Origin of the sequence: Pseudomonas alkylphenolica (assembly GCF_016009175.1) — a bacterium.
Classification (GTDB): Bacteria; Pseudomonadota; Gammaproteobacteria; order Pseudomonadales; family Pseudomonadaceae; genus Aquipseudomonas; species Aquipseudomonas alkylphenolica_B.
Genome location: NZ_JADUCM010000006.1, coordinates 60,423 through 73,127, shown reverse-complemented (window position 1 = coordinate 73,127; position 12,705 = coordinate 60,423). Strand labels below are relative to the sequence as shown.

Annotated in this window: 11 protein-coding genes; all 11 read left to right on the top strand. The window is 61.1% G+C overall.

Annotated elements, in window-relative coordinates; genetic code table 11:
- The first annotated feature begins 7 nt into the window (after positions 1 to 7).
- Entirely contained in the window at positions 8 to 784 is a 777-nt protein-coding gene (fliR, locus tag I5S59_RS08270) for a flagellar biosynthetic protein FliR (protein WP_197876188.1), read from the top strand.
- Positions 785 to 786: 2 nt separating this feature from the next.
- Positions 787 to 1,923: a flagellar biosynthesis protein FlhB gene (flhB, locus tag I5S59_RS08265; RefSeq protein ID WP_197876187.1), complete on the top strand. Its 1,137-nt coding sequence runs from the start codon at positions 787 to 789 to the stop codon at positions 1,921 to 1,923.
- Between the two features lie 210 nt (positions 1,924 to 2,133).
- Positions 2,134 to 4,263 carry a flagellar biosynthesis protein FlhA gene (gene flhA / locus I5S59_RS08260; RefSeq protein ID WP_197876186.1) on the top strand — a complete coding sequence of 710 codons (2,130 nt, stop codon included), beginning with the start codon at positions 2,134 to 2,136 and terminating at the stop codon, positions 4,261 to 4,263.
- An 11-nt stretch (positions 4,264 to 4,274) separates the two neighbouring features.
- Positions 4,275 to 5,585, top strand: coding sequence for a flagellar biosynthesis protein FlhF (gene flhF / locus I5S59_RS08255; RefSeq protein WP_197876185.1), 1,311 nt, complete (start codon positions 4,275 to 4,277; stop codon positions 5,583 to 5,585).
- Between the two features lie 119 nt (positions 5,586 to 5,704).
- On the top strand, positions 5,705 to 6,538 hold the full coding sequence (gene fleN, locus I5S59_RS08250) for a flagellar synthesis regulator FleN (protein ID WP_038613333.1): 834 nt from the start codon (positions 5,705 to 5,707) through the stop codon (positions 6,536 to 6,538).
- Positions 6,535 to 7,275, top strand: a complete 741-nt coding sequence (gene fliA / locus I5S59_RS08245) for an RNA polymerase sigma factor FliA (protein ID WP_045189022.1) — start codon at positions 6,535 to 6,537, stop codon at positions 7,273 to 7,275. Before fleN ends, fliA begins: the two co-directional genes overlap by 4 nt.
- A gap of 104 nt (positions 7,276 to 7,379) precedes the next feature.
- Entirely contained in the window at positions 7,380 to 7,754 is a 375-nt protein-coding gene (locus I5S59_RS08240) for a chemotaxis response regulator CheY (RefSeq protein WP_036990294.1), read from the top strand.
- A 19-nt stretch (positions 7,755 to 7,773) separates the two neighbouring features.
- Positions 7,774 to 8,562, top strand: a complete 789-nt coding sequence (locus tag I5S59_RS08235; RefSeq protein ID WP_128324362.1) for a protein phosphatase CheZ — start codon at positions 7,774 to 7,776, stop codon at positions 8,560 to 8,562.
- A gap of 12 nt (positions 8,563 to 8,574) precedes the next feature.
- A complete protein-coding gene (locus I5S59_RS08230; protein WP_197876184.1) occupies positions 8,575 to 10,800 on the top strand; it encodes a chemotaxis protein CheA in 2,226 nt (741 codons plus the stop codon).
- A gap of 44 nt (positions 10,801 to 10,844) precedes the next feature.
- Positions 10,845 to 11,963, top strand: a complete 1,119-nt coding sequence (locus I5S59_RS08225) for a protein-glutamate methylesterase/protein-glutamine glutaminase (RefSeq protein WP_197876183.1) — start codon at positions 10,845 to 10,847, stop codon at positions 11,961 to 11,963.
- Positions 11,963 to 12,703, top strand: a complete 741-nt coding sequence (locus I5S59_RS08220) for a flagellar motor protein (RefSeq protein WP_128324365.1) — start codon at positions 11,963 to 11,965, stop codon at positions 12,701 to 12,703. The genes I5S59_RS08225 and I5S59_RS08220 overlap by 1 nt, the downstream gene beginning before the upstream one ends.
- Positions 12,704 to 12,705 lie beyond the last annotated feature (2 nt).

The following is a 12,705-nucleotide window of genomic DNA, read 5'->3' as shown; positions in this document are numbered from 1 at the left end:
CCTGTCCATGCTTGAATTGACCGATGCACAGATCGGCTCGTGGGTGGCCAGTTTCATCCTGCCGCTGTTTCGCGTGACTGCAGTGCTGATGACCATGCCGGTGTTCGGCACCACTCTGGTTTCGGCGCGTGTGCGCCTGTACTTCGCCCTGGCGATCACCGTAGTCATCGTGCCGGGGTTGCCGCCGATGCCCGTGGTCAATGCACTGGACCTCAGTGCGTTGTTGCTGATTGCCGAGCAGGTCATCATCGGCGCGTTGTTCGGCTTTTCGCTGCAGCTGTTTTTCCAGATATTCGTGATTGCCGGGCAGATTGTGGCGATCCAGATGGGTATGGCCTTCGCCTCGATGGTCGACCCGGCCAACGGCGTCAACGTGGCGGTGATCAGTCAGTTCCTGACCATGCTGGTGACTTTGCTGTTTTTGTCCATCAATGGCCACCTGGTGGTGTTCGAAGTGCTCACCGAGAGTTTCACCACCTTGCCGGTCGGCAGTGGCTTGCTGGTCAATCACTTCTGGGACCTGGCCGGGCGACTGAGCTGGGTGCTTGGTGCGGCGCTGCTGCTGGTGTTGCCGGCGATCATCGCCTTGCTGGTGGTCAACGTTGCCTTCGGCGTGATGACGCGTGCGGCGCCGCAGCTGAACATCTTTTCCATCGGCTTTCCGCTGACGCTGGTGCTGGGGCTTGGCATCTTCTGGGTCAGTCTTGCCGAGATTCTTCCGCATTACCAGGCGCTGGCCTCCGAGGCCTTGCAGTGGCTGCGTGAACTGGCACGGGCGCGCTAGGCATGGCAGAGAGCGAAAGCGGTCAGGACAAAACAGAAGACCCCACCGACAAACGCAAGAAGGACGCGCGGGAAAAGGGTGACGTTGCGCGCTCCAAAGAACTCAATACCGTGGCGGTGACCCTGGCCGGTGCGGGTGCCTTGCTGGCATTTGGCGGCGGCATGGCTCAGGCGTTGATGGAATTGATGCGCAGCAACTTCGTGTTGTCGCGCGAAGTCATTACCGATGAGCGCTTCATGGGGATTTTTCTCATGGCGGCGGGCAAAACGGCGCTGCTCACGGTTCAGCCGGTGCTGCTGGTGCTGCTGGTGGCCGCAATCATCGGTCCGGTGGCGTTGGGCGGCTTCCTGTTTTCCGGCAGTTTGCTGGAGCCCAAGTTCAGTCGTATGAACCCGATTGCCGGGATCAAGCGGATGTTCTCGATCAACGCCTTGTCCGAATTGCTCAAGGCGCTGGCCAAGTTTGTCATGATTCTGATCGTCGCTCTGGTCGTGCTCTCGGCGGATCGTGACGACCTGCTGGCGATTGCCAATGAGCCGTTGGAGCAGGCCATTATCCATGGCGTTCAGGTGGTGGGCTGGAGCGCGCTGTGGATGGCGGCAGGGCTGTTGCTGATTGCGGCGGTGGACGTGCCCATCCAGCTCTGGCAAACCCACAAGAAACTGTTGATGACCAAGCAGGAAGTACGCGACGAGTACAAGGACAGTGACGGCAAGCCCGAGGTCAAACAACGTATCCGCCAGCTCCAGCGCGAGGCTTCGCAGCGGCGGATGATGGCGGCGGTGCCGGAAGCCGATGTCATCATCACCAACCCGACGCACTACGCGGTAGCGCTCAAGTACGACCCGGAGAAAGGTGCGGCGCCGCTGTTGCTGGCCAAAGGGGCCGACTTCATTGCCTTGAAGATTCGTGAAATCGCCAACGAGCACAAGATCCAGGTGCTCGAATCGCCGGCCCTGGCACGGTCGATCTACTACTCCACCGAGCTTGAGGAAGAGATCCCTGCCGGGCTGTACCTGGCCGTGGCCCAGGTGCTGGCCTACGTCTATCAGATCCGTCAGTACCGGGCCGGCAAGGGCAAGCCGCCGGAGCCGCTCAAGGACCTGCCGATTCCGCCGGACCTGCGTCGCGATCAGTAGCGGCAAGGCTCCCGGCGCCGTTGATCTGTAGGAGCCAGGCTTGCCGGCGAAGCAGGCGCTGCGGTGTACTTGCTACACCGCGTTACCGTTTTTCGCGGGCAAGCCTCGCTCCCACGGTCCGGAATCCAAAAGTTGGAGAGCTTCTTGCAAAGGCAGCGCTGCGCGCGTCATTCGCGTCAAAGTTTTGCTTGAGCTAAACGAGGAATACCGGTGGATCGCTCTCAGTTAATCAGCAATGCCCGTAACAACCTGGCCGGACTAGGCCGGGGGAATCTGGGTGTGCCGCTGTTGCTGCTGGTGATGTTGGCAATGATGATGTTGCCGATCCCGCCGTTCCTGCTCGACGTGTTCTTTACCTTCAACATCGCGCTGTCGATCGTGGTCCTGCTGGTCTGCGTCTACGCGCTGCGCCCCCTCGATTTTGCTGCGTTTCCGACCATCCTGCTGGTGGCGACATTGCTGCGCCTGGCGCTCAACGTGGCCTCCACGAGGGTGGTCATGCTCCATGGGCAAGATGGTCATGACGCTGCCGGTAAAGTGATCCAGGCGTTTGGTGAGGTGGTGATCGGCGGCAACTACGTGGTCGGTATCGTGGTGTTCGCGATCCTGATGATCATCAACTTCGTGGTGGTGACCAAGGGGGCCGGGCGTATTTCCGAGGTGAGTGCGCGTTTCACCCTCGATGCGATGCCGGGCAAGCAGATGGCCATCGACGCCGACCTCAACGCTGGCCTGATCGATCAGGCGCAGGCCAAGGCGCGGCGTTCGGAAGTTGCTCAGGAGGCTGAGTTCTACGGTTCGATGGACGGTGCCAGCAAGTTCGTTCGCGGTGATGCCATCGCGGGTCTGCTGATCCTCTTCATCAACCTGATCGGTGGCATGCTGGTGGGCATGTTCCAGCACGGCATGACGTTCGGCGATGCCGGTAGAGTCTATGCCTTGCTGACCATCGGTGACGGTTTGGTGGCGCAATTGCCATCACTGTTGTTGTCCACCGCTGCGGCCATCATGGTAACCCGTGCTTCCGGCTCCGAAGACATGGGTAACCAGATCAATCGGCAGATGTTCACGTCACCCAAGGCGCTGGCGGTGTCGGCGGGGATCATGATTGTCATGGGCCTGGTGCCGGGCATGCCGCACTTTGCCTTCCTGAGTCTGGGTCTGGTGGCTGCTGGTGGTGCCTATTGGCTCTGGCGCAAACAGAACGAAGCCAAGGTCAAGGCGCTGGCGGAAGTCCAGCGCCAGCAAGACCTGCTGCCGTCCCCGCAGCGGGCGATGGAAACCAAAGAGCTGGGCTGGGACGATGTCACGCCGATCGACATGATCGGCCTGGAGGTCGGTTACCGGCTGATTCCGCTGGTCGACCGCAATCAGGCGGGTCAATTGCTGGCGCGGATCAAGGGGGTGCGCAAGAAGCTCTCCCAGGACCTGGGTTTTCTCATGCCCACCGTGCATATCCGCGACAACCTCGACCTGGCACCAAGCGCCTATCGCTTAACTCTCATGGGCGTAATCCTGGCGGAGGCCGAGATCTATCCGGATCGCGAGCTGGCGATCAACCCCGGGCAGGTGTTCGGTACCCTCAACGGTATCGCCGCCCGCGACCCGGCCTTCGGCCTGGAAGCGGTGTGGATCGACGTCAACCAGCGCAGCCAGGCCCAGTCGCTGGGGTATACCGTGGTGGATGCCAGCACCGTGGTTGCGACCCACTTGAACCAGATTCTGCACAAGCACTGCCATGAGTTGATCGGCCACGAAGAGGTCCAGCAACTGCTGCAAGTGCTGGCCAAGGCGTCGCCGAAACTGGCTGAAGAACTGGTGCCAGGCGTCATTTCATTGTCGGGTCTGCTCAAGGTGTTGCAGGCGTTGCTTGCCGAGCAGGTGCCGGTGCGTGATATTCGCAGCATTGCCGAGGCTATCGCCAACAACGCTGCCAAGAGTCAAGATACCGCCGCGCTGGTGGCGGTGGTACGCGTCGGATTGTGTCGCGCCATCGTCCAAAGCATTGTCGGCGTTGAGTCCGAGCTGCCTGTGATCACCCTTGAGCCAAGGTTGGAACAGATTTTGCTCAATAGTCTGCAAAGGGCCGGACAAGGTCAGGAAGATGGTGTTCTTCTTGAACCGAGCATGGCCGAAAAGCTTCAGCGTTCGTTGATCGAAGCCGCCCAGCGTCAAGAGATGCAAGGGCAGCCGGCGATCTTGCTGGTCGCAGGACCGGTTCGGGCAATGCTGTCGCGCTTCGGTCGTCTGGCTGTACCGAATTTGCATGTTTTGGCGTATCAGGAAATACCTGACAACAAGCAAGTTACCATCGTTGCCACAGTAGGCCCCAACGGCTGAGGTAGTGGGTTATGCAAGTTAAGCGTTTTTTCGCAGCCGATATGCGTCAGGCCATGAAGCTGGTTCGTGATGAGCTGGGGGCTGAGGCCGCCATCATCGGCAACCGGCGGATTGCTGGTGGCGTCGAGCTGACGGCTGCGCTGGACTACAAGCTGTCTGCCCTCGCGCCGCGGGTGCCGAATGTCGAGCTCGAGGACGAGTTGCGCAAGACCCAGTCGCGCATCGTCACGGCCCAGGCCGAACTGAGCAGCCGCAGTGAAAGCGAAGAGGGTAACCGTCAGTTGTTTGCCGGTTTGCCACTGACGGCTTCCGAGCCGCTGATCGATACCCATGTGGAAGCGCCGGTGGCGCCACCTGTGGTCGCACCGGCGCCGGTCGATCCGCGCCTGTTCGATGCCATGCGCTCCGAGCTGTCCGGGCTGCGCGAGCTGCTTGAAGTGCAGCTCGGCTCATTGGCCTGGAGCCAGCTGCAGGGCAACCAGCCGCAGCAAGCCAACCTCTGGCGGCGCTTGCAGCGTGTCGGCCTGTCGGGGCCGTTGGCGCACGAGCTGCTGGATCAGGTCACGGGTATCGAGGAACCGCGCCAGGCGTGGCGCATGCTGCTTGCGCACCTGGCGCGGCGTATCGATGTGCCCGAGATCGAACCGATCGAAGAGGGCGGGGTGATTGCCATGGTCGGCCCGGCTGGCATGGGCAAGACCACCACCCTGGCCAAGCTCGCTGCGCGTTATGTGCTCAAGTACGGCGCGCAGAACCTGGCGCTGGTGAGCATGGACAGTTTTCGCATCGGTGCCCAGGAACAGCTCAAGACCCTGGGGCGGATCCTCAATGTCTCGGTGACCCACGTCGATCCGGGGCAATCGTTGGCACAGGCGCTGGACCCGTTGCTGCGCAAGCGCGTGGTGCTGATCGATACCGCCGGCCTGCAAGCCAGCGATCCGGCCCTGCGCATGCAGCTGGAAACCCTTGCCGGACGCGGTATTGCGTCTAAAAATTATCTGGTGCTGGCGACAACCAGCCAGAAACAGGTGCTCACGGCGGCCTACCACAGCTACAAGCGTTGTGGGCTGGCCGGGTGCATCCTGACCAAGCTTGATGAAACGGCCTGTCTCGGTGAAGTCCTGAGCCTGGCCATCAGTCATGAATTGCCAGTGGCTTATCTAACCGATGGGCCGCGCATTCCTGACGATCTGCACTTGCCCCGCCGGCACCAGTTGGTCAGTCGGGCGGTGAGCGTGCAGATGCAGGAGGAGCCCAGCGAAGAGGCAATGGCCGATATGTTCGCTGATCTCTACCACAGCCCCGGCAAGCGTGTTGGCTGAGGTGATTGTGAAGACGTTGCAAAGTATCTGCATTGATGGACTGCCAGGCATTTTTCAGGTGTTGAAAGCGCAGCCAGTCATGTGGCCTCGGTCTAAGCAAGACAAGGTAATAAACAAATATGGGTAGCATGCATCCCGTACAGGTGATCGCCGTAACTGGCGGTAAAGGTGGCGTCGGCAAGACCAACGTGTCGGTGAACCTGTCATTGGCGCTGGCCGAACTCGGCCGTCGCGTCATGCTGCTGGACGCTGACCTGGGGCTGGCCAACGTAGACGTGCTGCTGGGCCTGACGCCCAAGCGCACCCTGGCTGACGTCATCGAGGGCCGCTGCGAGCTGCGCGACGTGCTGCTGCAGGGGCCGGGCGGTGTGCGCATCGTACCGGCAGCCTCTGGCACGCAAAGCATGGTGCACCTGGCACCGGCGCAGCACGCAGGCCTGATTCAGGCGTTCAGCGAGATCGGCGACAACCTCGATGTGCTGGTCATCGACACAGCTGCAGGTATTGGTGACTCGGTAGTCAGTTTTGTTCGCGCAGCGCAGGAAGTGTTGTTGGTAGTGTGCGACGAACCGACCTCGATCACCGACGCCTACGCGCTGATCAAGTTGCTCAACCGCGATTACGGCATGAACCGTTTCCGCGTGTTGGCCAACATGGCGCAAAGCCCTCAGGAAGGGCGCAACCTGTTCGCCAAGTTGACCAAGGTCACGGATCGCTTTCTTGACGTGGCCCTACAATACGTCGGCGCAGTGCCGTACGACGAGTGCGTGCGCAAGGCGGTGCAAAAGCAGCGAGCCGTGTATGAAGCCTTCCCGCGTTCCAAGTGCGCGCTGGCATTCAAGGCGATTGCCCAGAAGGTTGACACCTGGCCGTTGCCGGCCAATCCGCGTGGCCACCTGGAGTTTTTCGTCGAACGTCTGGTACAGCCAACCAGTGCGGGTCCGGTGCTATGAACGCCAGCGGTTATCGGATGTACAGCAAGGCATCGCGCGATGGCCAGTATGAGTTGATCGAGCGCTATGCGCCGTTGGTCAAGCGCATCGCCTATCACTTGCTGGCACGTTTGCCAGCCAGTGTGCAGGTGGAGGATCTGATCCAGGCCGGGATGATCGGCTTGCTCGAAGTCGCGAACAAGTACGACGCGAGCAAAGGGGCCAGTTTCGAGACCTATGCCGGTATCCGGATCCGCGGGGCAATGCTGGATGAAGTGCGCAAGGGGGATTGGGCGCCGCGCTCGGTTCACCGCAACACCCGCATGGTCAGTGATGCGATTCGCGCAATTGAAGCAAAAACCGGCCGTGACGCTAAAGATCACGAAGTTGCTGCCGAACTTCAATTGAGTCTCGATGATTACTACGGGATTTTGAATGACACCCTGGGCAGCCGCCTGTTCAGCTTCGACGACCTGTTGCAGGACGGCGAGCATGAAGGCCTGCACGAGGACGGCGCCAGTGCCCAGCTCGAGCCTTCGCGCGATCTGGAGGACGAGCGTTTTCAGGCGGCACTGGCCGATGCCATTGCCAACCTGCCTGAACGCGAGCGTCTGGTGCTGGCGCTGTACTACGACGAAGAACTGAACCTCAAGGAAATCGGTGAGGTGCTGGGGGTCAGCGAGTCGCGTGTCAGCCAGCTGCACAGCCAGTGCGCGGCGCGTTTGCGCAGTCGCCTGGGGGAATGGCGGGCGCGTTGAACGCAGGTTCAATGCAGTCGTGAAATGTTGTGCCCGAATTGATTGAGTGCGCGTTCAGCGCCGAACGCGTTTAAGACTGCTTGGAGGTCTAATTGAACAAAGACATGAAAATCCTCATCGTCGACGATTTTTCGACGATGCGGCGGATCATCAAAAACCTGTTGCGTGACCTGGGCTTCACCAACACCCAGGAAGCCGACGACGGCAACACGGCGCTGCCGATGCTTGAAAGCGGTCATTTCGATTTCCTCGTGACCGACTGGAACATGCCGGGCATGTCCGGAATCGACCTGCTGCGCAAAGTGCGTGCCGACGAGCGCCTCAAGCACCTGCCGGTGCTGATGGTTACCGCCGAAGCCAAGCGCGAGCAGATCATCGAAGCGGCTCAGGCCGGCGTCAATGGTTACGTGGTCAAGCCTTTCACTGCCCAGGTGCTGAAAGAAAAGATCGAGAAGATCTTCGAGCGCGTCAATAGCTGAGACACGCCACGGGGGCGCTATGGAGCAAACACAATCATCCTTGGGCGAGTTCGAGTCGACGCTGAAAAAGCACGCCCAGGAACTGGTCGACAGCCTTGAAAGAGGCAAGTTCGGCGACGCGGTGCAACTGATCCATCAGCTGAACCAGACCCGTGACCGTGGCCTGTACCAGGAAGTGGGCAAGCTCACGCGTGAGCTGCACAGCGCGATCGTCAGTTTCCAGATCGATCCGCAGATGCCTCAAGCCGAGGAAGTCTCGCAGATCACCGATGCGACCGAACGCCTGTCCTACGTGGTCAAGCTGACGGAAGGGGCGGCTAACCGGACCATGGACCTGGTCGAGGAAAGCACCCCGGTGCTCAATGAGCTGAGTGCCGAAGCGAAAAGCCTGAGTGTCGACTGGCAGCGCTTCATGCGCCGCGAAGTGGCCGCGCCGGAGTTTCGTGAGCTGGCCAAGCGCGTCGACAGCTTCCTGACGCGTAGCGAGGAGGGCAACCGCAAGGTCGCCGGCCACCTCAATGACATTTTGCTGGCTCAGGACTATCAGGACCTGACCGGTCAGGTAATCAAGCGCGTCACTGCACTGGTTACCGAAGTAGAAAGCAATCTGCTCAAGCTCGTGCTGATGGCCAGTCAGGTCGACCGTTTTGCCGGTATCGAACATGACCACCAACAGCTGCGCGCTGAAAAAGATCAAGAAAAACATCCGACTCGGGGTGAAGGTCCGCAGATTCATGCCGATAAGCGTGAAGACGTTGTGTCCGGTCAGGACGATGTCGACGATCTGCTGTCCAGCCTGGGTTTTTAGGGAGCACGTTTAATGAGCTTCGGCGCCGATGAAGAAATCCTCCAGGATTTTCTGGTAGAAGCCGGGGAGATTCTTGAGCAACTGTCCGAACAACTGGTCGAGCTGGAAAGCCGTCCGGATGATGCCGACCTGCTCAATGCGATTTTCCGCGGATTTCACACTGTAAAAGGGGGCGCCGGCTTCCTCCAGCTCAACGAGCTGGTGGAGTGCTGCCACATCGCCGAGAACGTGTTCGATATCCTGCGCAAGGGTGAGCGGCGCGTCGACGCCGAACTGATGGACGTGGTCCTGGAGGCCCTGGACACGGTCAACAGCATGTTTGGTCAAGTGCGCGAACGCACTGACATCACCCCGGCCACCGCCGAATTGCTGGCTGCGCTGGCACGCTTGGCCGAGCCCGGCGGTGCCGCACCGGCAGCGGTTGCCACCCCGGAGCCTGTGCTTGAGCAAGCTGTCGAAACGCCGGCTGATGCCGACATTACCGATACCGAATTCGAGCAGTTGCTCGACTCGCTCAACGCCGTCAAGGCGCAGGCCGAGGCCGAAACGCAGGCGCCTGAGGCTGCCAGTGACGAGATCACCGACGCCGAGTTCGAGTCGCTGCTCGATCAACTGCACGGTAAAGGCCAGTTCGCCCCTGGCAGCGTCAGCGCGCCGGCAGCCACTGCCGAGAGCACGCCAAGCGCCAGTGACGAAATCACCGACGACGAGTTCGAAGCATTGCTGGACCAGTTGCACGGCAAGGGCACCTTCGCCGTCGACGCGCTGGCAGGTGCCGCACCGGCTGAAACCCCGGCAGTAGCGAGCACAGACGAACACATTTCCGAGCACGAGTTCGAAGCGCTGCTCGATCAGTTGCATGGCAAGGGCAAGTTCACCCCGGACAGCGTTGCCACTGCCGCCGCGCCGGCCGTTGCCAGTGCAGCCAAGCCTGCCGCAGCCGCTGCGCCAACGCCGGCCGCCAAACCTGCGGCTGCACCCGTTGCTGCGCCGGCGAAAGCTGCGGCGCCTGCCGCGGCCCCTGCACGCCAGGCAGCCCCGGCGCCTGACAAGCATGCCGCCAGTGAAGCGGAAACGACTGTGCGGGTCGATACCGCGCGGCTGGACGAAATCATGAACATGGTCGGCGAACTGGTGCTGGTGCGTAACCGCCTGGTTCGTCTGGGGCTCAACAGCGGCGACGAGGCCATGTCCAAGGCAGTGTCGAACCTTGACGTGGTCACGGCCGACCTGCAGACCGCAGTCATGAAAACCCGCATGCAGCCGATCAAGAAGGTCTTCGGGCGCTTCCCGCGGCTGGTTCGCGACCTGGCCCGCCAGCTGAAGAAAGAGATCAACCTCGAGCTCGTCGGTGAAGAAACCGACCTCGACAAGAACCTCGTGGAGGCCTTGGCCGACCCGCTGGTGCACTTGGTGCGCAACGCCGTCGACCATGGCGTCGAAACCCCGGAAGAACGTGAAGCATCGGGCAAGTCGCGGGGCGGCAAGGTAGTGCTGTCGGCCGAGCAGGAAGGTGATCACATCCTCCTGTCGATTTCTGACGACGGCAAGGGCATGGACCCTAACGTGCTGCGCGCCAAGGCCGTGGAAAAGGGCCTGATGGACAAGGATGCAGCCGATCGCCTGAGCGAGTCGGACTGCTACAACCTGATTTTTGCCCCGGGCTTTTCGACCAAGACCGAAATCTCCGATGTGTCCGGTCGCGGTGTGGGCATGGACGTGGTGAAAACCAAGATCGCCCAGCTCAACGGCTCGATCAACATCTTCTCGGCCAAGGGCCAGGGCTCGAAGATCGTCATCAAGGTGCCGCTGACCCTGGCGATCATGCCGACGCTGATGGTGATGCTCGGCAACCAGGCGTTTGCTTTCCCGCTGGTCAACGTCAACGAGATTTTCCACCTCGACCTGTCGCGCACCAATGTCGTCGACGGTCAGGAAGTGGTCATCGTCCGCGACAAGGCCTTGCCGCTGTTCTACCTCAAGCGTTGGCTGGTCAGTTCCGCCGCTCATGAAGAGCAGCGCGAAGGCCATGTGGTGATCCTTTCGGTGGGCACCCAGCGTATCGGCTTCGTCGTCGATCAGCTGGTGGGTCAGGAGGAAGTGGTCATCAAGCCGCTGGGCAAAATGCTCCAGGGCACGCCAGGCATGTCGGGCGCCACCATCACCGGTGACGGGCGCATTGCGCTGATTCTCGACGTGCCGAGCATGCTCAAGCGTTACGCCGCCCGGCGTATTTGATTCTGGTGGCGCGGCCGCCCGCCGCGCCCCCTAATGGAGTGTTTATGGCAGTCAAGGTCCTGGTGGTGGATGATTCCGGTTTCTTCCGCCGCCGTGTCTCGGAAATTCTTTCAGCGGACCCGACTATCCAGGTCGTGGGTACTGCGACCAACGGCAAGGAAGCGATCGACCAGGCGCTGTCGCTCAAACCCGATGTCATCACCATGGACTACGAAATGCCCATGATGGATGGCATCACCGCGGTGCGGCACATCATGCAGCGCTGCCCGACCCCGGTGTTGATGTTCTCTTCGCTGACGCACGAAGGTGCGCGGGTCACCCTCGACGCCCTGGATGCCGGCGCGGTCGATTACCTGCCAAAAAACTTTGAAGACATCTCGCGCAACCCGGAGAAGGTCAAGCAGATGCTGTGCGAAAAGGTCCATACCATTTCGCGCAGCAACCGTCGTTTCAGCAGCCATGCCAGCCCGGCGCCAGCACCGCAGCCGAGCGCCGTTGCTCAGCCGCATGTCAGCAGCCTGGGCGCCAGCGCCACCGTGCGCAGCGCAGCGCCAGTGCGGGCAGCGGCACCTGTCGCCAGCTCGCCTGCGCCCAAGCGCAAGCCCTACAAGCTGGTCGCCATTGGCACGTCCACCGGAGGCCCGGTAGCCCTGCAGCGCGTGCTGACCCAGCTACCGGCGAATTTCCCGGCACCGATCGTGCTGATCCAGCACATGCCGGCGGCGTTCACCAAGGCCTTTGCCGAGCGACTCGACAAGCTGTGCAAGATCAGTGTGAAAGAAGCCGAAGATGGTGACATGTTGCGTCCGGGCCTGGCGTTGCTGGCCCCGGGCGGCAAGCAAATGATGGTCGACGGTCGTGGCGCGGTGAAGATTCTGCCGGGTGATGAGCGCTTGAACTACAAGCCATGCGTAGACATCACCTTTGGTTCTGCAGCCAAGTCCTACGGCGACAAAGTCTTGTCAGTCGTGCTGACCGGCATGGGCGCCGATGGCCGTGAAGGCGCACGTCTGCTCAAGCAGGGCGGGAGTACGGTGTGGGCCCAGGATGAAGCCAGCTGCGTGATCTATGGCATGCCCATGGCTATCGTCAAGGCCAACCTGGCCGACGCGGTGTATAGCCTGGATGAGATTGGCAAACACCTGGTCGAGGCTTGCGTCTGATGGATGTTTTGAGCCTTATCGGGATCATTCTGGCGTTTGTCGCCATTATCGGCGGCAACTTTCTTGAAGGCGGGCACCTGTCTGCCCTGATCAACGGCCCGGCGGCCTTGATCGTGCTGGGCGGTACCCTGGCGGCGGCGCTGCTGCAGTCGCCGATGAGCGCGTTCAAGCGGGCGCTGCAGATCGTGCGCTGGATTCTGTTTCCGCCACGGGTCGACCTGGCCGGTGGCATAGATCGCGTAGTCAACTGGAGCCTGACGGCGCGCAAGGAGGGCCTGCTGGGCCTGGAAGGCGTGGCCGATGCCGAGCCTGACCCGTATGCGCGCAAAGGCCTGCAGTTGCTGGTCGATGGTGCTGAGCCCGAGGCCATCCGCAGCATCCTTGAAGTGGATTTCTACACCCAGGAAAGCCGGGATATCCAGGCCGCCAAGGTGTTCGAGTGCATGGGCGGTTACGCACCGACCATCGGCATCATCGGTGCGGTCATGGGCCTGATTCATGTGATGGGCAACCTGGCTGATCCGTCGCAGCTGGGCAACGGCATTGCCGTGGCCTTCGTTGCCACCATTTATGGCGTGGCCAGTGCCAACCTCATCCTGTTACCGATCGCGAACAAGCTCAAGGCTCTGGCCATGCGCCAGTCGCGTTACCGGGAAATGCTGCTGGAGGGCCTGCTGTCGATCGCTGAGGGTGAAAACCCGCGTTCGATCGAGCTGAAGCTTCAGGGCTTCATGGAGTAATA

Coding starts and splice junctions, on each gene's coding strand:
- fliR (WP_197876188.1), top strand. CDS start 8: ATGCTTGAATTGACCGATGCACAGATCGGCTCGTGGGTGGCCAGTTTC.
- flhB (WP_197876187.1), top strand. CDS start 787: ATGGCAGAGAGCGAAAGCGGTCAGGACAAAACAGAAGACCCCACCGAC.
- flhF (WP_197876185.1), top strand. CDS start 4,275: ATGCAAGTTAAGCGTTTTTTCGCAGCCGATATGCGTCAGGCCATGAAG.
- fleN (WP_038613333.1), top strand. CDS start 5,705: ATGGGTAGCATGCATCCCGTACAGGTGATCGCCGTAACTGGCGGTAAA.
- fliA (WP_045189022.1), top strand. CDS start 6,535: ATGAACGCCAGCGGTTATCGGATGTACAGCAAGGCATCGCGCGATGGC.
- I5S59_RS08240 (WP_036990294.1), top strand. CDS start 7,380: ATGAAAATCCTCATCGTCGACGATTTTTCGACGATGCGGCGGATCATC.
- I5S59_RS08235 (WP_128324362.1), top strand. CDS start 7,774: ATGGAGCAAACACAATCATCCTTGGGCGAGTTCGAGTCGACGCTGAAA.
- I5S59_RS08230 (WP_197876184.1), top strand. CDS start 8,575: ATGAGCTTCGGCGCCGATGAAGAAATCCTCCAGGATTTTCTGGTAGAA.
- I5S59_RS08225 (WP_197876183.1), top strand. CDS start 10,845: ATGGCAGTCAAGGTCCTGGTGGTGGATGATTCCGGTTTCTTCCGCCGC.
- I5S59_RS08220 (WP_128324365.1), top strand. CDS start 11,963: ATGGATGTTTTGAGCCTTATCGGGATCATTCTGGCGTTTGTCGCCATT.